The organism is Streptococcus ruminantium (genome assembly GCF_003609975.1).
In the GTDB taxonomy this organism is placed as follows: Bacteria; Bacillota; Bacilli; order Lactobacillales; family Streptococcaceae; genus Streptococcus; species Streptococcus ruminantium.
Genome location: NZ_AP018400.1, coordinates 1,501,499 through 1,527,508 on the forward strand (window position 1 = coordinate 1,501,499; position 26,010 = coordinate 1,527,508).

Sequence of the window (26,010 nt, forward strand, 5' to 3'; positions counted from 1 at the left end):
ACTTACACCCTACTAATCTCATCACCCACAGGCAATGAACCAAGGTATTCTAGCATCTCTGCTAACCACTCCATGATTATGCCCTCATCAGACACGCGCCTGAATCTCATACATCTGAGCATAGATGCCTCCTAGACCAATCAATTCTTCATGTCTACCACGTTCAACAATACGCCCTTGATCCAAAACCAAAATCTGATCTGCATTCTGAATAGTTGATAAACGATGAGCAATGATAAAGGTCGTCCGTCCTTCCTTGACGACTTCCATAGCATGCTGGATAATCTCCTCAGTTTCTGTGTCAATATGAGAAGTCGCCTCATCCAGTATCAAAATTTTCGGATCAGAATAAAGAGTACGAGCAAAAGCAATCAATTGACGCTCACCACTGGAGAAGGCTGAGCCCTTCTCAACAACAGGCTCATCAATCCCTCTATCAAGGCGAGCTAGCATAGGACCTGCCCCAACTTTCTCAAGAGCTTGTAGAATTTTCTCCCGATCCGCCTCATCATCATTCATGGAAACATTGCTAGCTATCGTACCAGTAAACAGGTAGGGATCCTGCAAGACAATACCCATATAGCTACGCAAACTTTCACGTGAGTAATCACGGATATTTTTCCCATCAATCAAAACCTTCCCTTCTTGCGGATCATAAAAACGGTAAAGTAAGTTCATAATAGAAGACTTCCCTGAACCAGTATGTCCGATCAGCGCAATTGTTTCTCCTTTATCTGCCTGAATAGAAATATCCCTCAAAACAGACTGATTCGCCTCGTAACCAAAATAAACATGGTCAAAAATAACTTGTCCTTGACCAACCATCAAGGTGCGATCACTGTCTGACTCCACTTTTTCTTCCAAAAGCGCCATCAACCGCTTGCCCGTTTCAAAAGAACGCAACAAATTTGGAAATTGCTGAACCAAAGCACCTAGAGCAATGAAAACACCCTCGATATAGTTGATATAGACAAAGAGTCGTCCAGCCGTCACTCCAGCTTGCCCCTTGAGGAATTGATAACCTACTACAGTCAAAATACCAGTGACGACTAAATTTTGCAGGAAGCCACTCAAATTCCAAGTCGCAAGTGACTGAGCCCAAATGATCTTATTATCTGCCTGACGCATTTTATCTGCAGTAGCTTCAAACTCCTCCATCACACTCTCTTCTTGGCCGAACAGCTGAATCAGACTAGCCCCATTCATAGTCTCATTTACCTGCGTATTGACATCGCTTCTGGCATCGTAAAAGTCTTTCATCGGCTTGTCTGTCATTTTCTTATAGAATGCTTGGATACCAACATAAAGTGGAATCAAAACCAACATGAGCCAACCTAGAATAGCATTCATGTAAAAAAGCACACCATAAGTAAAGCCCAGTCGGACAATATTATTAAACACATAAACAAGAGTTCCATAAAATTGGGTACGCAACGTCTCTGTATCATTAACAATTCTAGTCGCAATCTTTCCCGCAGGCTTATCATCGAAATAAGCAATCGGCAAACGTTGCATAATATCGTAAGCTTGGTTCCTGAGAGCTGCTGCAATACGGTTGGCACAGTGCATGAGCAAACGCATAGACAGATAAAAACCCAAGGCGCCTATCAAAATCATCCCCACATACTGAGTGGAACGACTCAAGAAACCCACTTCATCAAATGGCAGTCCCTTGCTCAAGTCTGTTATAGGCCCATCAATAGCCTGCTGAATGAGCAAAGGAGCCAAACGTACCATCGTCGAAGCTAGAAGATAGAAACCAATTCCAACTGCAAATAGCCACTTGACTCGACTAATTTGTTTTAATAAAAATCCTAAGACTCTCACTCTTCTCCCCCTTCCTGACTTTGTTGACGCTGATACTGTTCAAAATACCAACCTCCTGAGGCCAGCAAATCCATTGGGTGTCCTTCTTCCACAATTCGTCCCTCATCCAAGACCAAGACCCAGTCCGCATGGTGAACAGCTGACAGACGGTGGGTTACAATGATATTGGTTTTTCCAGAACGTTCCTTTTGGATATTTTGGATAATCTGGCGTTCTGTCCGAGCATCTACTGCCGATAAAGAATCATCTAAAATCAGTAAATCAGGATCGCGCAAGAAAGCTCTGGCAATGGAAATCCGTTGTTTCTGACCACCTGAGATAGACACCCCACGCTCCCCAATCATAGTAGCTAACCCATCGCTCATCCGTTCTAGGTCCTGACAGAAGGCTGCTGTAGCAATGGCTTGCTCAATCTCTTCAGGACTACTAGCCAGCTTCCCAAAGGCAATATTATCACCAACAGACTTTGAAAAAAGGATATGCTCTTGTGGAACGTAACCAATTTTTCGCTCCATACTAGAACGCTTAAAATCCAACACAGACTGATTGTTAACAGTGAATTGCCCCTGACCAATTGGATACTGCCGGAGGAATTGCCGGACCAATGTTGTCTTACCAGAACCTGTTTTCCCAACAATACCAACTGTCTGACCGGCCTTCAAAGTCCAAGTTATATTCCTCAAACTTTCCCTCTCTGCCTGTGGATAGCGAAAGCTGTAATCCTTGAAGGAAATACTAGCTAGCTCTGCTATTTCCCCAGAACCATCAGCTTCTAAATCGTCTCCAGTCTCAATCAGTTCTTGCAACTTCTCAAAGGAAGTCTTACCCGTCTGATAAACCAAAATGAAGTCTGCAAGCATCCAGAAAGGTTCAAGGAGTGATCCAATATAGAGCTGAAGAGCAATCACCTGCCCCAATGTAAGCTGCCCCACCTTGACCGCCTGTGTCCCCATCACAAGGACAAGAACGGTAGACAAGCCTAGACAGATCGTAGCAAGAGGGTTGTAAAGGGATTGAAGGGAAGTAATCCGATCTCCTCCCTGTGCCAACTGCTTGGTTCGAGCTTGAAATTTAGCTTTTTGAGTAGCCTTCTTACTGTAGGCTCGTGTCACCCGAATCCCCTCAACGACCTCTAACACCTCATTATTAAGCTGGGCAACTGCCTCTCGGTTAACCTCAATAGCCTTGTCCTGCTTACGACCGATGAGAAAGAAACAACTGGTCATCACCAACATAGGTAATAAGGCTATGAGCGAAATCTTCCAATCAATGAAAAACATGGTTGGAATAACGAAAGCTAGCATACCTCCAGCATAGACAACGATCATCAGACCGTAGCCTGCCATCTCCATTAAGCCATCAACATCTGTTGAAAAGCGAGTCATAACATCACCAGAGCGAAACTTCTCATAGAACGGCGTTCGCATCGTCACTAGCTTTTTGAAAGCCCGCTGCTGCATATCAAACTTGAAATTCACCGAAGCTTGAAACAGTTTCAAGTGCCAAATAAACGCCGTAGCATAGTTCAACAAGGTCACCAAGACAAGCACAGCTATATTCTGGATCAAGATTTGATCTGTCAGACTATTTTTTGTCAGTATGTCTACCATCTGCTGAATGATTTTCGTTGGAATCAAAAGCGTAGCATCATAAACAATCAATGTTATAGCAACTAACAAGTACAGCCGCTTGTGTCGCTTAACATAATCAAAAATCAATCGAAACATATATCTCCTTTATAAAAATACCATCGAATCTATTGAACAAGAGCAAGGCTAACAATAATCACATGAATCTTCCTTGAAAACAGTCACTTTTCCTCCCTTCACGATGAGAAAACGACAGTTTTCAAAAGAGTTTCTCAAACGACTGGACACAAAAAAGCCTAGGTAAACTACACTCCACCTAGGCTTATCTTAAGTCCACAAAAATAGACCAAACTCAATAGAAAGCTAAAAACAGTCTATTACTGAGTATCTTATCCCTGCTTAGAAAGGAGTATACCATAAAAAACAGCTTGTTTAACGACAAGTTTTGTATTCATCTGTCTTACTCCTTTCCTTTTTCTATGTTCTATTCTAACACAATCAACATATAAGTCAAGAGGAAAAATAAAAACAACCACAAAGGCTGTTTCTCCTATATGCTAGTTGCCGGGATTGAACCGGCGACCTCATCCTTACCATGGATGCGCTCTACCGACTGAGCTAAACCAGCGTACTCAATTACTATACCATGTCTCTATAAAAATGTCAATGGATTTTTAAAATTTTATAAAGAAAAAGATATATCAGCTTTTCATTCACCGCAATAAAAAACAAAAGGCCCAATACCTATGAAACCGTACGGACCTTCTATATTTTAAATCTTTAAATAACGATTCATAGAAATGACAGACCCAAGCGCACCGATGATGACACCGATAACAAAAAGGGCACCTACCATTCCTGGAACGAAGACATTCATGCTAATTAAGGATAAATCTTGACTAGCAAGGCTAGCATTAACCGAGTTATAAATCACTCGATAGAGAGAATAGACTAGGATAGAAGGTAAAATTGCCCCCAACAGACCGACCCATGCCCCTTCCCAGAGGAAAGGACCACGGATATAACTGTTTTTTGCACCAACTAAACGCATAATTTGGATTTCACGACTACGAGAAATGATTGTAATACGAATCGTATTAGAAATCAGAAAGACTGCTGTAAACAGTAGCAAGCCTGTTGCTGCAAGTCCCCAAGTACGCACCAAATCAGCCAATTTGAAGATACGTTCTGTTTCGACTTCACCATCACGTACTTCCGTTACACCATCAATCTTAGCAATATCAGCTGCTACAGATTTTACATACTGAGGCTCTGTGGTATTGATAATATAGGCATCATAAAGCGGATTAGCATCCCCTTGGAAAAGATTCCATGTTTCGCCGAGTGTTTCAGTCAATTTTTTCAACTGCTCATCCTTACTTGAGTAAGTCACACTTTTAACATTTGGTAAGGCTGTAATTTGATTGTAAACCTTTTTAAAATCGGGGTTTGCGACAGTTTCCCCTGCTTCATTGACAATGGTTTCGACCTGATCTGTCGAATTAGCTCTGAGGTAAACATTGATGCGCACATTTTGTTCCAAATCTGTAGCCAATTTTGCTGTATTCAAGATGACAGAAGCAAAGAGACCAACCAGAGTAAGGGTGATGGTTACAGATGAAATAGCTGCAACCGTCATCCAGCCATTTCGCTTTAGGCTTTTCAATGATTCTATAAAATGTCTAAAAAATCGCTTACTCATCGTATCCATACTCTCCTTCTGCTTCGTCACGCACCACACGACCATCTTCGATTGCAATAACTCGGTGACGAAGTGTATTTACGATTTGGCTATTATGCGTTGCCATTAAAATTGTTGTTCCCTGCAGATTGATTCTCTCTAGAAGATTCATGATTTCCCATGAATTTTCAGGGTCCAAGTTACCGGTCGGCTCATCCGCAATCAATACCTTAGGGTTATTAACAATGGCACGAGCAATCGCAATACGTTGCTGCTCACCACCAGAAAGCTCATTCGGGAAAGAACGAATCTTATGTTTTAATCCGACCAAATCCAAAACTTCCATTACTCGCTTCTTGATATTGCGTGGTTTCTCACCAATAACTTCCATAGCATAAGCAATGTTTTCAAAAACCGTCTTTTTCGGCAAGAGTTTGTAGTCCTGGAAAACGACTCCTACACTACGGCGCAGAAGAGGCACATCCCTCTTTTTAATTTTGGCTAAATCGAAGTTTCCGACCTTTAGTCTTCCCTTATCAAGCTTTTCCTCCCGATATAAGAGTTTGATAAAAGTTGACTTACCTGCACCGGATGGACCCACAATATAGGCAAATTCTCCCGCCTCAACATTTACCGACACACCGCGAAGGGCAGTCGTTCCGTTTCCATATTTCTTGGAAACATCTTTCATTTCTATTATTCCCATAGGATTTTCTGTCTCAGACAGTCCTTTCTTTAGATTTTAGCTAATTCGCCATTTTAAATAAGCGTCTATAAAACCGTCTAAATCACCATCCATGACCTTATCTACCTGACTGACCTCATGGCCAGTTCGATGGTCTTTAACCATGGTATAAGGAGTAAAGACATAGGAACGAATCTGACTTCCCCAAGTAATTTCCTTCTTATCTCCCTTGAGCGAGTCCACCTCTGCCGCTTTCTTCTCTTGCTCCAACTGATACAATTTAGCCTGCAAGAGCTTCATGGCGCGATCACGGTTGCCATATTGCGTCCGATCTACCGTTGACTGGGTTACTATGCCGGTTGGAATATGGGTCAAGCGCACCCCTGTCGATACTTTATTGACATTCTGACCACCGGCACCACCCGAACGAAAGGTATCCATTTTCACCTCATCATCTCTGATCTCGACTTCAATCGTATCATCTAATTCAGGCATAACCTCCACAGATGTAAATGAGGTATGGCGTCGTTTTGCCGAATCAAACGGCGAGATACGTACCAGACGATGAACCCCCATTTCCGATTTTAACAAACCATAAGCATTTGGTCCAGTAAAGCTGAGAGTCACTGACTTGATTCCTGCCTCATCTCCTGCTTGATAATCCAAGGTTTCAACCATAAATCCTTTAGCATTCCCATAACGGGTATACATCCGTAGAAGCATTTCTCCCCAGTCTTGTGCCTCTGTACCACCTGATCCCGGATGAATCTCCAAGATAGCATTATTGTGGTCATAAGGCTCAGATAAGAGTAGGGTCATCTCGTAAGCTGTCATCAACTTATCCAAATTGGTCAATTTTTCTACCAACTCTTCACGAACCGACTCGTCCTCTGCTAGAAAATCTAGAAGAATCTCTGACTCCTCATAATCATCTAACATCTGCTGAAAATTTCCATACGTATTTTTCAGTTCGTTCAACTCCTGAGATGTTTTCTGCGCAGCCAAATTATCATTCCAAAAATCTGGCTCTGTCATCTTGTTCTCGAGAATGGCAATCTCTTCCTCCAGACCTTCTAAGTCAAAGAGACCCCCTAAAAGAAGTTAGTTTTTTGCCAAGTTCTTCAATCCTTTGGCGAATTTCTGCTGTATCCATATACACCTCATTTTTATTTACTTATACTTGATAAAAATTAAAAGTCGAAGATAAGCCTCTGCTACTTTTCTCTTCAAAGTAGCAGGTTATCCTTACCAGAGCTAATACCTACTAAAGTAAGTTGACGATTTTCTCAAAGTATTATCTCTTTATTATACCACAATTGCTAGTCTATGACTATGTTTAGAAAAGCTCTACAATTAAAGTATTGTCCTTTTCAGTTTACTCTTCACTATCCCGTTTGATAAAATCAACTTCCAAAAGAAACCCTATCTCTTCCACTCTGTATCCATTTTAGCAAAATGCAGAGGTTTTTTGCAAGACTTACACAATCAAATAGGTTACCGCTATGACGAGAAACGTCAGAAAAAGGCAAAATACATTCATACGCGTGTAGGCTTTTTCTCGCCAAATACTCGTTAGAACATACATAATATTGATACCAATAGCGCCACCAAGCACATTAGCCAGTATATCCGTAATATCTGCAATGCCGAGCAAAAAGACATATTGAGCCACTTCAAAGGACAAACTAACCAACATGATTACAAATAAATTTGTTCCCCATGATGCCTTGCGAAAGAGCATCTCCATATAGATTCCAAAAGGGATAAAACTGATGATATTAAAGAGTATTTCTGGAAAATAGAGAACCCCATCATATACCGCAGTACCTGCAAAAGGAAGCAGATTGATACTGCCAATATCATAGCGACCATATAAAACATTCAGGTTCATCTTGTAAACAATCATCCAGACAAGCAAAAGGAGATAGGCAAAAAATAAAAATATGCTCAACTTCTTTGTCCGCATAGCATCTCCTCCCCTCAACATGCTCTATCATTATATCATAAAAGCTAGCTTAAAAAATGTCACTTCTGTGACAAAGAGCTTTTCGTATTACAGGTACTTTACAGATACAAAGGCCTTCTCTTGGCCCCTTTAATACAGACTTCATAAAAAGAGAGAACACATTCAATCTTACCCCTATATCTGTAGGCTGACTTATCGTTTCATCATTTTAAACCTCAAATATTCATGATTCATGAGCCAATATACCAGTCTAGGAATGGTTCAAATAATTCTCTATCTTAAATAAAAAGCGAACAAGATAGCATTCTAAATGATAGAAAACTATTTTGTTCGCTTTTGGATTATAGAGTTAAGACAGTTGCCTTAGTTTATTTTCCTCACAATCAAGCTCCGCTTTCGCTCACTCTGTGGGTTTGCTATGCCTTTTTCTTCTTTCGGTAAATCGCTTGAGCACTCATAGTCCCGGCAAGTGCTAGTCCGACAATCGTCAGTCCTAGCTCGCTATGACTTCCTGTTAATGATAGTGGAGTAGATTTTTATGCTTAGGAGGAGTGGTTGGCTTGTAGGTACTGGTAATGGTGACATTTCCAACATAAATTATAAGAAATGAAGAACAATCGGTTGACACAGTGTGGACTTATTTTTTAGGATTTTTCCCTTTTTTTAAGGGTTTAAAGCTAGACTTTAAGATATACTTGCAGATGTTGACTCTTATACCACGAAAGGATAAGTATGGCAAAGTATACGCGCGAAAGAATTATTGATGCTTTTTTTGAGTTAGCTATCAAAAATCCTGAAAAAACAGGCTTTACCATGTCAGAAATCGCTAAAGAGGCTGGACTCACTCGACAAGCTATTTATCGGAAACATTTTAGAAATTTTCAAGAAATTGTTGATTACGTGTACCAATTTCTTGATAAACAGGTGTATCAAATTTGTAGTGATTATGATATTGAGCAGGATGGCAATCCGTTTGACTATATAGCAGACAGGCTTCTTCCTGTTATTTATGAGAAGAGAAAATGGGTTAGTTGTCTATACATCTCTGCTATTGCCCCTTCATTTGAACAATTTGTCGTATCTACCTACACTGAATGGGGAATAAAAAATATGCATCCTTCTAGTGAAAAATTTCACCTATCAGATGATGTACTAATAAGACTCATTGTCGAACAAACTACGACCATTATAAAAAATTGGATTATTCAAGAAAATCCTTTGCCACCTGAGGACTTTAAGAAAGTTTTTTTAAAACTTGTTAAAGAGTCACTCTATGATTATCTCATTACAGAGCTACCTACGGAACAGCAATCTATTTCAGAAAATGAGTAGCTTTGGAATGATGTAAGCCAATCGAGTAGAAGCAAATTTTTAATTCTTCTCACACCACCATGCATGCCATTCGGCACACGGCGATTCAACTAACTTTTAACACACGTCTTTCAGGATAATCATTCAGGTAACTAACCAGTCCGCACTTAGTATGGACTGGTTTTGATATAGTCCGTTTTAAAGTTGATAGTAGTTGCTCCAACCAAGGTACCTTAATATCATGTTTCTGTTCGTAGAGCCACGATTTTGCTCTTCCTTCCTCTGATGGGCATGGTTTCTAACATCAGACTTAAAATGGCCTCTCTCCAAACTGTTTTAATCCGCTACCTCACAATAGTCTGGCTTGAAAGTTGCTTACCAGCTACCCGCAGAGGACTTATACCTCAGATGTGCAATATGCCGCCGCATCAGTAAAACGGCCTGGAAAGAGACCGTTTTAGCTTGTCTCCTAAAAATTCAAAAGAGCCAAAAAGAGGTTGGGACAATAGTCCAATCTCATATATAAAAAGCGAACAAACCAAGATTCTGATTGTCAGAAAACTGGTTTTGTTCGCTTTTTTTGTTCAATTATAAATCTAAAGGACTTGATAATTGAGATTTTCAAAATTGAAAATCTTTTTGTCCCAAGCTCTAGGTTATGACTTTTCATCAACCCACTACAGTTGACAAAGAGCCCTTATTTATTAGATTGCTTTTTCATCCAGTCCCATCTTGCGCTGCACAAATTTAACAATTTCAACAACCACAATCATGAGACCCGAACCGATAACAGCTACCAACCATTGAGTTGGTGACAAGAGTGAGACTTTGAAGAAAGTATTAAATCCTGGAACAACCAGAGTAATCATCAAGAGCAAGAAGGCTGCAACGATAGACCAGTTAAAAAGTTTATTCTTGAATGGACCAACTGTAAAGATAGATTGATAGACAGATTTCACGTTAAAGGCATGTACCAGCTGAATTAGACCTAGGGTCAGGTAAGCCATCGTCAAAGCATCAGCATGGATTTCGCCATAGGTGCTATGTTCTGGATAAAGTAGAGCAAAACCATAAACACCTAGTACAAGAATAGTCTGTAGAATACCTTGGTAAATGATGGAACTCAAGACGCCACCTGAGAAGAAACTTGAATTTCGGCCGCGAGGTTTGTGTTGCATGACACCTGGCTCAGCCGGCTCAACACCTAGGGCAATAGCTGGTAAAGTATCTGTTACTAAGTTAATCCAGAGAAGATGAACAGGCTCCAGTACGTCCCAGCCAAAGAGGGTTGCAAGGAAGATGCAGAGCACCTCTGCTGTGTTAGCAGATAAGAGGTATTGGATAGTCTTTTGGATGTTTGAGAAGACCTTACGTCCTTCTTCAACTGCAACGATAATCGTTGCGAAGTTATCATCGGCAAGTACCATATCAGAAGCACCCTTGGATACCTCTGTACCTGTGATCCCCATACCGATACCAATGTCGGCTGTTTTGAGAGAAGGAGCATCGTTTACCCCATCACCTGTCATGGCAACTACCTTGCCTTCATTCTGCCAAGCCTTCACGATACGCACCTTGTGCTCAGGAGATACACGAGCATAGACAGAATACTGTTTAAACACTTTTTGGAACTCTTCATCCGTCAGTTCATTCAACTCAGCTCCTGTGAAAACATGGTCTTCCATATCGTTTGGATCAATGATACCAAGACGCTTAGCAATCGCTTCTGCCGTATCTTGGTGGTCGCCTGTAATCATAATCGGACGAATTCCTGCTTCCTTGGCGACACGAACAGCCGCTGCTGCCTCTGGACGCTCAGGGTCAATCATACCAACTAATCCTGAGAAGACCAGATCGTTCTCAACGATTTCTGTTTCCATTTCTGGTATAGCATCTACATACTTGTAGGCCATCATGAGCACACGAAGGGCTTGTTTAGCCAATTCCTTATTGGTTGCAAGGATAGTTTCTTTATCCGCAGCAGTAATCGGCCGGATGCTACCGTTTTCTTCAATTTGAGTTACACGTTTGAGTAACTGGTCTGGTGCACCCTTAACTGCTACAAAGAAGTTCCCCGCAGCCTGTTGATGAACAGTCGACATGAGTTTACGTGTCGAGTCAAATGGCAACTCAGCTACACGAGGCTCATCTACTAAAACTTGACGAACATCAAAATTTTGATCCAAACCAAATTGAACCAGAGCGGTCTCTGTTGGGTCTCCGATTAGTTTGCCAGTCGGGTCAACCTTTGTATCATTGGCAAAGTTCATGATACGAAGTGTTGTATTGCTAGCTTCCAGCACTTCTTTAGCATCAATTAACTGACCGTTAGTATAGACTTTCTCAACTGTCATTTGATTCATCGTCAAAGTACCGGTCTTATCTGAGGCAATAATTTCAGTCGATCCAAGTGTCTCAACTGCTGGTAATTTACGGATGATGGAGTTCCGTTTTGCTAGAACTTGGGTACCGAGCGAGAGAACAACAGTAACAATAGCTGGCAAACCTTCTGGAATCGCTGCAACTGCAAGGGCAACAGAAGTCATAAGGGCTGGCAAAATCCCCTCTCCACGGATAAAGACTGAAACAGCCATTGTCACCGCAGCAATCACAAGAATTGCATAGGTCAAGACCTGAGACAATTGGTGCAGATTTTGCTTGAGCGGGGTATCTGTTTCGTCTGCATTGGCAAGCATACCAGCAATATGACCAACCTCGGTATACATACCAGTATTGGTAACGACACCTAGACCACGACCATAGGTAACGTTAGAGTTTTGGTAAGCCATGTTGACACGATCACCGATTGGTACATCTCCTACTAAGACTGCTGCCAGGTCTTTTTCAACAGGAACAGACTCGCCGGTAAGGGCAGCTTCTTCGATTTTGAGGGAGTTGGCCTCTAAAAGGCGCATATCTGCCGGTACTACATCACCTGCTTCTAACAAAACAATATCGCCAGGAACGAGATCCTTGGAGTCTACTTCTACTACATGGTTATCACGAAGGGCACGCGCAATCGGACTAGACATGTTTTTAAGTGCTTCAATGGCTGCCTCTGCTTGCCCCTCTTGATAAACACCGAAAGCGGCATTTAGGATGACAACAGCCAGAATAATGATAGCATCCGTCAAGCCATGAGAACCTTCTGTGATGACCGTCAAAATGGCAGCAGTAACCAAAATAACAATCATTAAGTCTTTAAACTGATCCACAAATTTTGCAAAGAGTGTACGCTTTTCACCCTCATCCAGTTCATTACGACCATAATCAGCTAGACGTCTGCTTGCCTCATCACTTGACAAACCGTCCAAAGATGAGTTCATGCTTGACAGTACTTGCTCTTCGCTTTGCGTGTAAAACAAATCGCGTTTTTGTTCTTTTGACAATTTCCTTCTCCTTTTCGGCCTCTTTCCTGCATAACAACAAAAAGAGACCTGTTTTATTAAAACAAGTCTCGCTATTTAATACATTGCCGGAAACAAATTCGGATTGACGACAATATCACGAATAGCAGTCTTTCAATTTACTTTTAGTACTCGCTTCAACAACCTAGGACACTGTTGAAGGCTGGAGATGAGACGGTACAACCCGTGACAATAACCCATGCATAACTGAAACTAAGCAAGGCGAGTTCAAATAATCACAAATTATTTGAAGCTGGAAAATAAGGAAATCAAGTTTCCTCAATCGTCAGATATGATAAAAGATAAAATGAAAGGCTATGCTTCGCTAGCTACTCCCTCGATTTGTTCTCTATTATACCAAAATCTCAGAGAAATTCAAGAATATTTTTTGACAAGGAATTACTTCCAGGAGATTTCCATCCTGTAAGAAGCAAATCGCCGCTGATTTTCCAAGCCTTTTAGTTCATATCGCAGTCGAAGATATTGTTTTTCACGATGCAGTCGATACTGTTTCGTATCTGTCACAAAATGTTGAATTCCCATCGGAGTAGGGATCGTAACAATGGCTTCTCTGTCTAACATGAAGCGCATGATGGACTTAGGTTCAGAAAAACGTGTCATCACCAATTCTTCCTTGTCACATTTGATGACGACTTTTTCTGACTCATCATTGGTGTACATTAGATAAAGTTGCTCTCCTTTTTCCCTAACTTCCACCTGAAATTGCTGATCTACCACTTCGACCTGACCATCCAAATCAATTTCATTTCGCAACCGAATCTCCATGTCTTCCTCCTACTAACGTTTTATCCTAGTAACGAACGATGCCCGAAGCAAGGTAAAGCCTGTGTAAGCTGCAATGAAAACAACTAAAATTTTCAAATTATTGATATCTAAGTTGGATAAAAAGATAGCTGCCGTCAGAACACCCAAAACACCGCCGACAATTATCCCTGGAACACCTGGCCAGTTTACTCGACCGGATTGGATAAACTGCTTGGCACCTGCTGAGAGCATCATAGCTGCATTGAGCATCATTACTGGTAACGCAACAGCTGGACTGATTCCCATCAAAGAAAAGAAAATCAACTCTGGAGCGTAATTACCCAGTCCCATGCTCAAAAGCATACCAATAAAGAAGTCAAATACAATCCCCACTAGGAGCTTCCACCCCATCAGACCGCGAACATCATTCGCCAAATCTGCTCCCGGATTCGTTACCATCCGATAGACCATAATTCCGGCTGCAATAAGGAGCAGAACCCCCAAAACACGTTGCACTTTTTTGGTATCCCAATTTTGAGTGACACGTGCCCCGACTGAAGCACCAGTAAAAGCAGCTATCGCCAAAGGAATCAGGGTCGTCATTTCAACCTCTACAATAGTAATGAAGAGTAGTGCTTCCAGTAAAATCGGGATGATATGGGCGGTTGTCATGGTCGCAGGAATGCTTCGATCATCCTTAATCAATTTGGTGGCTTTCAATAAACTCGTTGAGGTTGCAAAGGTACCAATCCCCAAAGTATCCAACAAGTCTGTCACATAACCGATGGCAAAACCTGTCCAGAATTTCTCAGTAAGAGAGATATGATTCTGTCTAGCATAGGATGTAATGAGATAAATCATCCAGACAATCATTCCTACAAGAATGAACTGGATAGCATGTAAAATAAGTTGATTTGTCATTTCTCCATTATACTAAAGAGAGAGCTTTTGGTACATATCAATATCCTTGTATTTTAGAAAAATCAGGAAATTATTACTCTTTTTTGTTATAATGGAAGCATGATAGAAAAAGTATTCCGTGACCCGGTTCATAATTACGTCCATGTAGACCATGAACTGATTTACAAACTCATCAATACAAAAGAATTTCAGCGACTACGCCGCATCAAACAACTGGGAACCACTTCCTATACTTTCCATGGTGGCGAGCATAGCCGCTTTTCGCATTGCCTTGGTGCCTATGAAATTGCTAGGCGGATTACACAAAAATTTGAAGATAAGTATCCTCATATCTGGGATTCAAACGAGTCCTTGTTGACCATGGTTGCAGCGCTCCTGCATGATGTGGGACATGGTGCCTATTCTCACACCTTCGAGCGTCTATTTGACACGGATCACGAGGAAATGACCTGTGCCATTATCACTAACCCAGAAACAGAGATCAATTCTCTCCTGAAACAGGTTTCTCCCCATTTTCCAGATAAGGTTGCCAGCGTCATCCGTCACACCTATCCGAATAAACAGGTCGTACAACTGATTTCCAGCCAAATTGATGTCGATCGTATGGATTACCTGCTGCGTGATTCCTATTTTACTGGTGCTAATTATGGCGAATTTGACCTAACAAGAATTTTACGGGTCATCCGTCCTATCGAGAACGGAATCGCCTTCAAAGAATCTGGGATGCATGCTGTTGAGGATTATGTCCTCAGTCGCTACCAGATGTATATGCAGGTCTATTTTCATCCTGCCAGCCGATCGATGGAAGTTCTATTACAAAATTTGCTCAATCGTGCCAAGTTACTTTATGCAAGCGAACAAGATTTTTTCGCTCGCACTTCACCACGCCTACTACCATTCTTTGAACGCCGTGTTCAACTAGCTGATTACCTCGCTCTTGATGATGGTGTGATGAATACCTACTTCCAGTCATGGATTGATGGACCAGATCGTATTTTATCTGACTTAGCACAGCGCTACATAAACAGAAAGGTCTTCAAGTCTATCACCTTCAAGACAGAAGAAGAGGAAGGATTGGATCTGCTACGCAGTCTGGTAGCAGATGTTGGCTTTGACCCAGAATATTATACAGCTATCCATCATAATTTCGACCTGCCTTATGATATTTATCGCCCAAATGCCAAAAAGAAACGAACACAGATTGAGATTTATCGAAAGGATGATACCTTAGTTGAATTATCTTCCCTATCACCGATCGTCCATTCACTATCTGGAACAATACATGGGGATAGCCGCTTCTATTTCCCTAAGGAAATGTTGGGAGAGACAGGTATTTTTGCACTACAGACTGCTGATTTTATCAGCCATGTGCATAACGATCATTTTATAATTGGAGAACAACATGAGCATTAAACTCGTTGCCATTGATATCGATGGTACCCTACTAAATAGTCAGCAGGAAATTACCTCTGAAGTCTTCTCAGCCATCCAAGATGCTAAGAAAGCTGGTGTCAAAATCGTCATTGCGACTGGCCGACCTATATCGGGGGTTCGCGCTATTTTAGACCAACTAAATCTGACCGAACCTGGAGATTATGTAATTACCTTCAATGGTGGGCTGGTCCAAGATGCAGCGACTGGCGAAGATATTGTAAAAGATACACTAACTTATGACGACTATCTCGATATTGAACTGGCTGCTCGCAGACTTCATCTCCCTATGCACGCGAGTACAAAAAAAGGCATCTATACTGCTAACCGTAATATTGGTAAATACACTGTCTACGAATCAATGCTGGTTAGTGCCCCCATTTTTTACCGTACGCCAGAAGAAATGGAGCAAGAGGAAATCATCAAGGCAATGATGGTTGATGAGCCAGAGATTCTTGATGCTGCTATCCCTCTTCTGCCGACCAGTCTAACAGAGAAATATACGGTTGCCAAATCAGCACCATTTTACCTCGAAATTACTCCTAAAACAGTCAATAAAGGGCAGGCCATCATTCACCTAGCAGAAAAGCTAGGGTTGACAATGGATCAGACTATGGCCATAGGCGATCAGGAAAACGATCGGTCCATGTTGGAAGTTGTCGGCGCTCCCGTTGTCATGGAAAATGGCAATTCTGAACTAAAGAAAATTGCTAAGTATATCACCAAATCCAATGATGAGAGCGGCGTGGCCCATGCACTTAGAGAATGGGTTTTAAAATAGCCACCCATTCTCAATATCAAGCAGGTATAGGAAGTACAGGGCAAAACTAGCCGATAAGATACAAAAAGCTATTGGTTTAATCTGTTACAGAATTCCAATATTTTCTGTATTTTTTCGCTTTTCTTCTTTTTCCCAGTCAGGTATCCATCGTCTTGATGAACTTTCTCCCCAATGAGAACAGAAAATGAGCAACTTCCTTTGAAGCTGCTCATTTTTATATCTTAAAGACTCATCTTACTCAGACTATCTTAGAAATTCAACAAAGCCAAGAAGCTCTCTGCCTCCAGTGATGCGCCACCCACAAGGGCACCGTCAACATCTGGACAAGCCATATACTCAGCAATGTTTTCAGGTTTTACAGAACCACCGTATTGAACACGAACTTTGTCAGCAACTTCTTGACCGAAGTCAGCCGCAACGACATCACGAACTGCTTTACACATGTTTTGTGCATCGTCTTTAGTAGCCGACTTACCAGTACCAATCGCCCAGATCGGCTCATAGGCAATCACCAAAGAAGTCACTTGTTCAGCAGTCAAGTCCTTCAAAGCAGCAGAAACTTGAGCACCTACAAACTCAACTGCTTTACCGGCTTCGTAAGTTTCAAGAGACTCACCACAGCAGATGATTGGAGTCATACCATTTTTGAAGATTGCGTGAGCTTTTTTGTTAATATCTTCATCCGTTTCGTGGAAGTAGTCACGACGCTCTGAGTGGCCAATAATCACGTAGTCCACTTCAAGCGCAGCAAGAGTTGCAGGACTATTTTCACCAGTGTAGGCACCGAAATCTTCAAAGTAGCAGTTTTGCGCAGCGACTTTCAAGTCTGTTCCTTTCACACCTTTCTTCATGCCTTCAATGAAAAGAGCTGGAGAACCAATAACAGTCTCAACGACATCAGACGATGGGATGTGTGCTTTTACAGCCTCAACAAATTCGCGTGCTTCTGCAGCCGTTTTGTTCATTTTCCAGTTACCAGCAATGATTGGTTTACGTGACATTTCACTTACCTCTTCTATATTTATTGTATGGTACCTATTATAGCATAAATGTGACTAAGATTAAAGATTTTCTCCACTTCATAGGCATGAAAACCATATATCACTGATTTTTACAGGATTGTTTTCAGAAAATTTTACAATATTTTCGATACATTATGAATAGTAGAAACATCCCCTCAGTTAATTTGGGGTATATCTTTGGGCAAAATTCACCTTTTATACACACAAATTCGTTTTCAGAAAACAGATTTTCCTTTCTGGATTAAATGAGAAACATTATTCCCATACTTAATATTTACTCTATAAAAACAGTCAGACTAAGCCTTTAAACCATTCAAAATACAAAAAAGAGGAGACCGAGATGAACTGCACCCCAAAAAATTTGACAAGAAATATTATTGAGCCTTGCTTCGTCCATCAGACCGTATTCTCTCAGCTTTTTTAGTACGGCATTTTGAACACAGTCTAAACCATATTTGTCAATCAGTCGGACCAAGTATTGTAGATGAGCTTTATTCACATCAAATTTTGGCTGAGTTGTGGCCAAGTCCAACCTAATTGTTTTAAGTGATAGATTTCAACTTTATCGTTAGCGTTTAATGTCATAAGAAAAGCACCCCAATCGTTAGATTTTGTATCTAACTTTTGGGGGGCAGTTCAGATAATCTCAAGTGTTCCTTGATTTCTATTCATATTCCAAGAAAAACTTAACTCTTAGTCTTCGCGACGACGTCTATTGAATAGAACCAGTGCTGAAGATAACAAACCTAGCCCTACTCCGACCAACATAAGCGCTGAACTTCCTTCACCTGTATTTGGCAAGGTCTTAGCTTCGCGCTTGATTTGCGGATTAGATTGAGTTCTTTCTGACTGCTCGGTCTGCTTAGAATCTAACATCCCGCCTTTCGACGGAACTAGTTTTTCAGCCTTAGCTTGAGCGGATTGCTCATCCTTAGGCTGAGATAGTTGCTCAGCTTTAGGTTGAGATAGTTGTTCGACCTTAGGTTGAGATGGCTGCTCAGCTTTAGGTTGAACTAGCTGTTCCCTCTTAGTTTTCTCTGAATTTTTTGTCAAGACGAGCGTAACAGTCGGAACATTTGTCTCATTCTTGTCAAAACCATCTTTACGCTCAACATGATAGTCATTACGGAAACCATCCATCAATTGCTTAATTTCTGCGGTAAGTTTTTCAGGATCTTTATAGGATGGATAGATAGTTTGTTTGACCTCATCGCCCTCTTTTGTCTGAATGACAATGAAAGTCTTATACTTGTTAAATACTAAGAGAACTCGTTCATCCTTTTCAAAGCGATCAACATATGGGTAGTCTTTACGAGAAGCCATCTCCTGCTTCAAGAACTCTTCTAAGGCTGCTGCGGTACCTTCAAAGGTTTTTGGTCCTTCCGTTCTTCCGTCAATCCCATGATAGATGGAATACTTTTTCTTGCTTAGATTATCCAATGGCTTTGATGGAGTTAGAAGTTCCTTATCGAATTTATAAACAAAGGTAACGGTCCGTTCGCCCAGAATAATATTGCCTTTAGCCGGATCAAGACCAATATATTTTGGATCCTTAGCCTTAACTAAGTTGCCTTCATCACCAACTTCACCAACTGCATATTGCCCCTTAGAAACAGGGATATAGGATCTATTATCTTTGATAAACTCTGGAAATCTTTTAGAGCTAACATCGTATGCAGCTCCTTTTTCCATTTTTGATACAGCTATCTCGCTGCCCAGTAGTTTGCCATCTACATCAACATGCTTGACGATTACTGAGCCGTCTTTAAAGTTTTTTGTGTAGTAATAGTCAACAACTGGGGGTTTTGAAGATTCAAACTTACCTTCTTCTTTACCATCTGCTGAATCAAAAATCCATTCCACATCATTTTTATCAGTAATTTTACTATGGCGTTTATTTTTTAAATTATATGTTTCCCCAACTTTGCCTTCAAGGGTCTCTTCGGCTTTAACTATTTGACCTGACTCATTCTTTCCTTCAAGCGGATTGTGGTCTCCATTATGGAATCCCCAGTACTTAACAGTTACTTTTCCTTTTTCAGTAGCAATTTCTTCTAGACTTGTACTGTTTTCTGCTGCTGGCTGAGTATCAGCGGATGCAAGGGGACCTGTCATCCAAAAGGCCGCGATAGTCACCGAGACCACGCCTGCACTAAATTTACGAATAGAGAAACGACTTTGTTTGGTACCATTCTCTTTTTTTTCGCTATTAGAATACATAAATACAACTCCTTTTTCATATATCTTGTCTTGCACGACGCGTACAATATTGTTAACACAAAAGCAATAACGAGATTATTCTAGCACATATATTACTCTCATTTTTACCCTTTATAAAAATACAGAGAAAAAACATACAAAACTTACATGACATCTAGTATGATTTTTATATTGCTACAAAAATGTTATAAAAAAATAACATTTTATTTGACAGTATTTCCTATATGTGATATATTTATAACACAAAAAGTTATAAATAGTTAACTTTTATAAATTATTAAGGAGGTCCTATCATGAAAAACTATAAAAATTCAGCTTTACTTGGAGTTCCAATTACCATGATTATTTTGGGTGTTGCCACTCCCACCAGTAACCCTTGGTGGATAAAACCATTGATTCTGACCATTACTATTATCTTACAACTCATTCTTTTGTCCATTCTCTTCCGAATTCAACCAAACCAAAGGCAGCAAGCATATTTTGGACTGACTGAAAAACTGTATACTTGTACCCTATTAACTACCATGGGAATCTATACCAAAGGAATTTGGGCAATCACACCAGATACCAACCCTGCTTGGCTCAAACATCTTTTTCTTGGGCTCAGTCTCCTGATCCTAGTTGGCTTCTTCCTCTACTTCGCCATCAAGAAAGTCGACGAAAAGGCTGATGATCGTTTCTACATCAACCTAGCCAAGGCAGCTTCTTTGACCCTGATTTTGGTACTGTCAAGTCTGATGGTTCTTAGTATCATTACCTTCTTCATGCCATTTAGCCTGAATGCTGGCATGGTCCTCATCTATGGAGCCACTATGATTTTCATCTTTGACATCGGTTTCTGGATTTTTGAAAAGCGTGGTGGGTGATTGGTATGGTAAAGATTGAAACCAACCTCAAAGAATGGCGAAAGAAAAAGAAAATAAGCCAACAAGAACTGGCTCAAGAAATTGGTGTGCGACGAGAAACGATTGTCCATTTGGAGAACAATCGTTATAATCCTTCTCTCGAAATGGCCCTCAGAATTGCGGAAGTCTTCGGTTGTCGGGTTGAGGAAATCTTTCAACTCAAAAAGAAAGAAGAGCCGAGATGAACAAGGTATTTATTTGCCCATTCTGTGATTTTTCAAATGCTATTCTATGCAAACAACCACATGGTTATGCTAGTATCACTCGTGCAGAAAAGAAGGTAGCCTTTAACGGTCAAATTCTCTATCATGAGATTTGCAAAGAATGTGGCACAGTTGTTCGGTCCTTTATTGAAAATCCTGAAAAATTGTAAAAGATACAATCTCCCTGATTTCACTCTGGGAGATTGTTTTCCATTCCAACTACATCAACATCCTAGACGCAAATTTTCCCTTCTGCAATTATGAGTGCTAAAAGAAGCAGAAAAACTCCCTACCGGAAAGTAGAGAGTTTTCTTTTTGTCTGATTATAATTGTTATTTCTGGGAACTCAATCGAATTAAGCTTCGATTTCTGTAACCATACCTGAACCAACAGTACGTCCACCTTCACGGATAGAGAAAGTAGTACCTTGTTCAACAGCGATTGGGTGAATCAATTCAACGTCGATAGTTACGTTATCACCAGGCATTACCATTTCAGTACCTTCTGGCAATTTGATTGAACCAGTTACGTCAGTTGTACGGAAGTAGAACTGTGGACGGTAGTTGTCGAAGAATGGAGTGTGACGTCCACCTTCTTCTTTAGTAAGGATATAAACTTCACCTTTGAATTTAGTGTGTGGGTTGATTGAACCTGGTTTAGAGATAACTTGACCACGTTCGATTTCGTCACGTTGAACACCACGAAGAAGCACACCAACGTTATCGCCGGCAAGACCTTCATCAAGTTGTTTACGGAACATCTCAACACCAGTAACAACTGCTTTAGATTTTTCTTCTTGAAGACCAACGATTTCGATTTCGTCGTTGACACGAACAGTACCACGGTCAATACGTCCTGAAGCTACAGTACCGCGACCAGTGATTGAGAATACGTCTTCGACTGGAAGAAGCAATGGCTTGTCAGTATCACGTTCTGGTTCTGGAATGTACTCATCAACAGTGTTCATCAATTCCATAACGATGTCTTCGTACTTAGCGTCACCTTCAAGAGCTTTAAGAGCTGAACCTTGGATAACTGGAAGATCATCACCTGGGAAGTCGTATTCTGAAAGAAGGTCACGGATTTCCATTTCAACCAACTCAAGCAATTCTTCATCGTCAACCAAGTCAACTTTGTTCATGAAGACGATAAGGTGTTTAACGCCAACCTGACGTGAAAGAAGGATGTGCTCACGAGTTTGTGGCATTGGACCGTCAGTTGAAGCTACTACCAAGATCGCACCATCCATTTGGGCAGCACCAGTGATCATGTTTTTAACGTAGTCCGCGTGTCCTGGAGCGTCGATGTGAGCATAGTGACGTTTTTCAGTTTCGTACTCAACGTGTGCAGTGTTGATAGTGATACCACGTTCGCGTTCTTCTGGAGCAGCATCGATAGACGCATAGTCTTTAGGTTGGTTAACTGATGAAGGCAAGCGACGTGCCAATACAGTTGTGATAGCTGCAGTCAAAGTAGTTTTACCGTGGTCAACGTGTCCAATTGTACCAATGTTAACGTGTGGTTTACTACGATCGTATTTTTCTTTTGCCATTTTGGTAAAAGCCTCCAATAAAATATATTTTATAGATAGACAGTAGGCAATACAGTCTAACTTTACCTTACTATTCTATCAAATTGTAGCAGAATTGCAAGCATTTTCTATCGTTTTTTAATTTATCCATGTTCTACGAGGGCTACCCCCTTGGACATGAGATTTTTCTCTTGTCCATTTTCAATCAGACCATTGGCTAGGCAGACAAGGCAGCCATCGGGAAGACTGACCTGTTCTTTCCCTTGGTTAAAGTAGAGAGTAATGGACTTGTCTTCGTTAGTGTAGGTCATCCTTAATAGCCGTTCTTCAGTTGACTCCAAGGAGAATTTTCCATTCTGAATGATCGTTTGGTAGGTTTGTCGCAAATGGATGAGCTTTGTCACAAAAGCCAGCAACTCCTCATCTTGCTGTTCTTTTTTCCACGGCATAACCTTCCTACAATCTGGATCCTCTCCACCAGATAGTCCCACTTCTGTCCCGTAGTAGATACAAGGGCTTCCTACTTGAAAGAAGAGGGCAACTAAAGCCGCTTTGATCGCATTCTTATCTCCTTTAGCAGTCGTACTAATTCGCTCTGTATCATGCGAATCCAGTAGATTAAAGAGAACTTCTCTCACCTGCTGACGATAGGTAAACCGTTGGCTATTCAGCGAAGCTATAAATTCTTTGTCTGTTAACTCTCCCGTTAAGAAAAATGATTTTATTGCGCTAGCTAGTGGATAGTTCATAACGGAGTGGTGCTCATCTCCCACTAGCCACGATTGGGCACTGTGCCAGATTTCCCCAAGAATGAATAAGTCTGGCTTGATGGACAAAACCGTTTTTCTAAATTCCTTCCAAAATTGATGGTCAATTTCATTGGCAACATCCAATCGCCAAGCATCAATATCACATTCTTCTATCCAAAAGCGAGCAATATCCAGAAGATAGGCCTTTACCTCTGGATGTGCAGTATTTAGCTTGGGCATTTCCTTTTGAAAAGCAAAGGTCTGGTAGTTTACACATTCTTGTCCGTTCTTTTCTTCCACCAACGGAAAACGATCAATATGAAACCAATCGCGATAGATTGAATGTTCCCCTTTTTCGAGTACATCCTGCCATTGTTTAGACTGGTAACCAATATGGTTGAAGACAGCGTCCAGCATGACTCTCATCCCACGCTGATGAGCTTTGGAAACCAATTGTTTCAACTCTTCGTTCGTGCCAAATTGAGGATCGATCTGGTAATAATCGCTCGTGTCATACTTATGATTACTGGGCGCTTTAAAAATCGGACAGAGGTATAGACCTGTGATGCCTAAATCTTGTAAATAGTCCAGATGCTCGATAATCCCTGCTAAATCTCCACCAAAAAAATCATTTGGACTTGGTGCTAGGTCTGGATTCCACTCTCTAAACGTCTGCTTTGCTTCCGATGCCTTTCCTCTAGCAAAACGGTCTGGAAAAATTTGATACCAAACTGTTCCTGAAACCCATGCAGGAACCTGACATCTGTCCAACTCATGCAAATAAGGAAGTTTGAAGCCGTTCATGAATGAATGGAGTTTCTCTTCTGAAGCAGCTAGAGGGCCGCCTTCGCCATAGAGGAGTCTCTGTCCATCCCTACCGATTAGCTCAAAGATATATTGTAATCTACCAAAGTCCGTCTTAAGCTCTACTTGCCAGTAGTCAAACAGGTTATCGCTAGCGACTTTTTCCATTTCTGCTTGGTATTGGTATCCTTGTTGGTAGAAAATAAAAGGATCTCCATGGTGGACACATATTGAGGTGACATCTTGAAACTTGGTTCGAAATCGAAGATGGATCTGATTCTCCTTGTATAGATAAGCATACTCTGAATCGGGACGATGGTAAAGAGCTGTTCGTTCTGTCATCTATTGCTACCTCCTAACCCATCCATTTTATCATTCTTTCACTTGTTGCGCAAACGCTTTCCTCTCTTATTCCAGCAGCTAATTTCATAGAAAAAAGCTGACCACTGCCAGCTTTTTCCTCTGTGCATCACCTATGATACGGTTGTTTTGGAGTAGAAGATCCAATACTAGATGCATATATCCATTCTGCATTTTCAAGTTGGGCAAAATCCTCTGCCTGACCTGTCAAAATAACTCCCGCAAACTCCATTTTATCAATGTCTGATTGTTTGGTAAAGTCTGTGTGACCAAACTTGTCTAAAAAAGCTTGAAGATCATTGGATAACTTGTAATCTCCAATAGACATTTTGTATTTCCCTACCAATTCTTTCATAGGTGTCAAAGCATTTCGTTCTCTTATTTCCTGTGGAGATGTATCATCTAGCTTTACAACCTGCAGCGCTTCTGCTCTCAGTCCAAATAACTGATCAATACGATCAGGCGCTTCTTGCTTAGATTGTGTACCAATCCAATACCAATTTTGCTGCAAATTTTTTGGAAGCATTTTCTGCAAATCGGCATAGCTATATCTCTTGTTAAAAGTAATCGCTACTTCTACTAGCTGATTGGGCATATCTTTAACCATCGCCAATTCTTTACTTGGAGAGTTGGCCGTGTTATCTCTGTTTGAAACATCGGTATTGAAAAATAGTGGCAATTTTGTCCAGGTTTGCCGATCATACGCACCCCCTTTTTTATAAGAAGCACCGTCCTGCGAAGGATCGTGATAGCTTCCCATCCAATCATAGTGATATTCATAATCACCAAATGCCACAGGAATCCCTGCTAAATTTTTATGGCGATCAGCATGAACAGCCCCTGCAAACATACCAGTAGCCTTGTAGTAGTAGGTCGAATATTCGATATTTGGGTAAGCAACTTGAGTCAATAATTCATGTTCTTTATAGACTGTATTAGCATGATTAGCTGTTAACAGTTGTAAGGTTCTTATGCCGATTCCTGTCACTACCAATACTCCTATAATGGATAAACCTACCACTTTTATCAACTGTTTCTTCTTGCTTCTCTTTGCTGCAATTTCAAAAGTTTTCATCATCATAACCTTTCTTTTTCAATAATTTTGCTAGTTGTTTTCGCCCTCGATAGAGGTTGATTTTAACAAGACTCTGGCTATTTCCTAAGATATGAGCAATTTCTTGGACACTCATCTCCTGAAAATAGAATAGGTCAATGACAAGTTGGTACTTGTCTGGTAATTCTGCTACTGCCTGATAAAGGTCTTCATACCCCTCATGGTCGTACTGAACCATGGCTTGCTTACTGAAAAATTCTTTCTGTAGTAACTCATGGTAGCGTTTGTCTCTCCTGTATTTATCAATATAGGCTCTGACTGCTGAACGATAGAGCCAGGCTCGTAGTTTTTCAAAAGGAAGAACAATATCAGATTCTAGAATTTTGACCAGCACATCCTGAGCAATATCCTGACTATCTGCAAGTGTGGCGCCTGATTTTTGCAAGTAGTAGGAAATTTCCTCAGCAATGCCGATAATTTCTTTTTCATATTCATCCAGCTTGATGATAATCTCCTCCTTTCATAAATATAACGAAAGAAAATTCATTTGGTTACACTACTATTATAACTTTTTATCCTTCAAAAATAGACGAGAGCAAAGCCAAACATTCTCCCACTAGATTCCAATATCCATCTAACAGGCTGAAACTCTTCCACCGAATATACATCGTTTGAATCTTTTAGTGATAATCAGCTTGTAAAAAAACAACCTCCTAAGAAGTTGTTTGTAATGATATTAAAAAGAAACGAAAAAATAACAATGAAGATAGCTTCAGAGACCTTTGAAGCTTGGAGAAC

General features: G+C 40.8%; 21 protein-coding genes, 1 tRNA gene and 1 pseudogene. 6 read left to right on the forward strand and 17 right to left on the reverse strand.

Annotated features, from left to right (window positions below; all coding sequences use genetic code 11):
* Window positions 1–87: 87 nt before the first annotated feature.
* From SR187_RS07110 to SR187_RS10280, 8 genes and pseudogenes are all read right to left on the reverse strand, one after another.
* Entirely contained in the window at window positions 88–1,827 is a 1,740-nt protein-coding gene (locus tag SR187_RS07110) for an ABC transporter ATP-binding protein (RefSeq protein WP_120171985.1), read from the reverse strand.
* The gene (locus tag SR187_RS07115; RefSeq protein WP_024531529.1) at window positions 1,824–3,554 is read right to left on the reverse strand and encodes an ABC transporter ATP-binding protein; all 1,731 of its coding nucleotides are present in this window, start codon (window positions 3,552–3,554) and stop codon (window positions 1,824–1,826) included. Before SR187_RS07115 ends, SR187_RS07110 begins: the two co-directional genes overlap by 4 nt.
* Window positions 3,555–3,971: 417 nt before the next feature.
* Window positions 3,972–4,044 (reverse strand) — tRNA-Thr (locus tag SR187_RS07120).
* Between the two features lie 144 nt (window positions 4,045–4,188).
* Entirely contained in the window at window positions 4,189–5,118 is a 930-nt protein-coding gene (ftsX, locus tag SR187_RS07125) for a permease-like cell division protein FtsX (RefSeq protein WP_024531530.1), read from the reverse strand.
* Complete coding sequence (ftsE, locus tag SR187_RS07130) at window positions 5,111–5,803, reverse strand: cell division ATP-binding protein FtsE (protein ID WP_024531531.1); 693 nt, start codon at window positions 5,801–5,803, stop codon at window positions 5,111–5,113. The genes ftsX and ftsE overlap by 8 nt, the downstream gene beginning before the upstream one ends.
* A gap of 36 nt (window positions 5,804–5,839) precedes the next feature.
* A protein-coding gene (gene prfB / locus SR187_RS07135) for a peptide chain release factor 2 (RefSeq protein WP_120171986.1) occupies window positions 5,840–6,935 on the reverse strand; the annotation gives its coding sequence in 2 pieces (ribosomal slippage) (window positions 5,840–6,862 and window positions 6,864–6,935; 1,095 coding nt in all).
* A gap of 324 nt (window positions 6,936–7,259) precedes the next feature.
* A complete protein-coding gene (locus SR187_RS07140; RefSeq protein WP_120171987.1) occupies window positions 7,260–7,748 on the reverse strand; it encodes a VanZ family protein in 489 nt (162 codons plus the stop codon).
* 416 nt (window positions 7,749–8,164) lie between these two features.
* Window positions 8,165–8,251: pseudogene (locus tag SR187_RS10280) on the reverse strand (hypothetical protein); the annotation flags it as partial.
* 229 nt (window positions 8,252–8,480) lie between these two features.
* Between SR187_RS10280 and SR187_RS07145 the strand changes: the two are divergent.
* On the forward strand, window positions 8,481–9,080 hold the full coding sequence (locus SR187_RS07145; RefSeq protein WP_024531534.1) for a TetR/AcrR family transcriptional regulator: 600 nt from the start codon (window positions 8,481–8,483) through the stop codon (window positions 9,078–9,080).
* 683 nt (window positions 9,081–9,763) lie between these two features.
* Here SR187_RS07145 and SR187_RS07150 read toward each other — a convergent pair.
* The 3 genes from SR187_RS07150 to SR187_RS07160 form a co-directional block, all read right to left on the reverse strand.
* A complete protein-coding gene (locus SR187_RS07150) occupies window positions 9,764–12,448 on the reverse strand; it encodes a cation-translocating P-type ATPase (RefSeq protein ID WP_120171988.1) in 2,685 nt (894 codons plus the stop codon).
* A 417-nt stretch (window positions 12,449–12,865) separates the two neighbouring features.
* Window positions 12,866–13,252 (reverse strand): DUF1934 domain-containing protein, encoded by a 387-nt coding sequence (locus SR187_RS07155; RefSeq protein ID WP_120171989.1) that lies wholly within the window; start codon window positions 13,250–13,252, stop codon window positions 12,866–12,868.
* Between the two features lie 12 nt (window positions 13,253–13,264).
* The gene (locus SR187_RS07160) at window positions 13,265–14,152 is read right to left on the reverse strand and encodes a sulfite exporter TauE/SafE family protein (protein ID WP_024531537.1); all 888 of its coding nucleotides are present in this window, start codon (window positions 14,150–14,152) and stop codon (window positions 13,265–13,267) included.
* A gap of 99 nt (window positions 14,153–14,251) precedes the next feature.
* Here SR187_RS07160 and SR187_RS07165 point away from each other — a divergent pair, with 99 nt between their 5' ends.
* Both SR187_RS07165 and yidA read left to right on the forward strand, forming a co-directional pair.
* Window positions 14,252–15,565: an HD domain-containing protein gene (locus SR187_RS07165; RefSeq protein WP_024531538.1), complete on the forward strand. Its 1,314-nt coding sequence runs from the start codon at window positions 14,252–14,254 to the stop codon at window positions 15,563–15,565.
* The gene (yidA, locus tag SR187_RS07170) at window positions 15,555–16,364 is read left to right on the forward strand and encodes a sugar-phosphatase (RefSeq protein ID WP_120171990.1); all 810 of its coding nucleotides are present in this window, start codon (window positions 15,555–15,557) and stop codon (window positions 16,362–16,364) included. Before SR187_RS07165 ends, yidA begins: the two co-directional genes overlap by 11 nt.
* Window positions 16,365–16,612: 248 nt before the next feature.
* On the opposite strand, the gene tpiA is transcribed toward yidA, so the two are convergent.
* Window positions 16,613–17,365 carry a triose-phosphate isomerase gene (tpiA, locus tag SR187_RS07175; RefSeq protein WP_120171991.1) on the reverse strand — a complete coding sequence of 251 codons (753 nt, stop codon included), beginning with the start codon at window positions 17,363–17,365 and terminating at the stop codon, window positions 16,613–16,615.
* Between the two features lie 714 nt (window positions 17,366–18,079).
* A complete protein-coding gene (locus SR187_RS07180; protein WP_120171992.1) occupies window positions 18,080–19,606 on the reverse strand; it encodes a MucBP domain-containing protein in 1,527 nt (508 codons plus the stop codon).
* 293 nt (window positions 19,607–19,899) lie between these two features.
* On the opposite strand from SR187_RS07180, the gene SR187_RS07185 reads away from it, so the two are divergent.
* From SR187_RS07185 to SR187_RS07195, 3 genes are read left to right on the forward strand one after another with little or no spacing between them, the layout of a single operon-like run.
* A complete protein-coding gene (locus SR187_RS07185) occupies window positions 19,900–20,472 on the forward strand; it encodes a membrane protein (RefSeq protein WP_032537840.1) in 573 nt (190 codons plus the stop codon).
* 5 nt (window positions 20,473–20,477) lie between these two features.
* The gene (locus SR187_RS07190) at window positions 20,478–20,696 is read left to right on the forward strand and encodes a helix-turn-helix transcriptional regulator (RefSeq protein ID WP_120172493.1); all 219 of its coding nucleotides are present in this window, start codon (window positions 20,478–20,480) and stop codon (window positions 20,694–20,696) included.
* The gene (locus SR187_RS07195; RefSeq protein ID WP_120171993.1) at window positions 20,693–20,884 is read left to right on the forward strand and encodes a hypothetical protein; all 192 of its coding nucleotides are present in this window, start codon (window positions 20,693–20,695) and stop codon (window positions 20,882–20,884) included. The genes SR187_RS07190 and SR187_RS07195 overlap by 4 nt, the downstream gene beginning before the upstream one ends.
* A 185-nt stretch (window positions 20,885–21,069) precedes the next feature.
* Here the strand turns inward: SR187_RS07195 and tuf are convergent, their stop codons facing one another.
* The 4 genes from tuf to SR187_RS07215 form a co-directional block, all read right to left on the reverse strand.
* Window positions 21,070–22,266 (reverse strand): elongation factor Tu, encoded by a 1,197-nt coding sequence (tuf, locus tag SR187_RS07200; RefSeq protein WP_024531546.1) that lies wholly within the window; start codon window positions 22,264–22,266, stop codon window positions 21,070–21,072.
* Between the two features lie 122 nt (window positions 22,267–22,388).
* Window positions 22,389–24,140 carry a glycoside hydrolase family 13 protein gene (locus SR187_RS07205; protein WP_120171994.1) on the reverse strand — a complete coding sequence of 584 codons (1,752 nt, stop codon included), beginning with the start codon at window positions 24,138–24,140 and terminating at the stop codon, window positions 22,389–22,391.
* Window positions 24,141–24,267: 127 nt separating this feature from the next.
* Window positions 24,268–25,239, reverse strand: a complete 972-nt coding sequence (locus SR187_RS07210) for an anti sigma factor C-terminal domain-containing protein (protein ID WP_120171995.1) — start codon at window positions 25,237–25,239, stop codon at window positions 24,268–24,270.
* Window positions 25,220–25,723: an RNA polymerase sigma factor gene (locus tag SR187_RS07215; RefSeq protein WP_120171996.1), complete on the reverse strand. Its 504-nt coding sequence runs from the start codon at window positions 25,721–25,723 to the stop codon at window positions 25,220–25,222. The genes SR187_RS07210 and SR187_RS07215 overlap by 20 nt, the downstream gene beginning before the upstream one ends.
* Window positions 25,724–26,010: the final 287 nt, after the last annotated feature.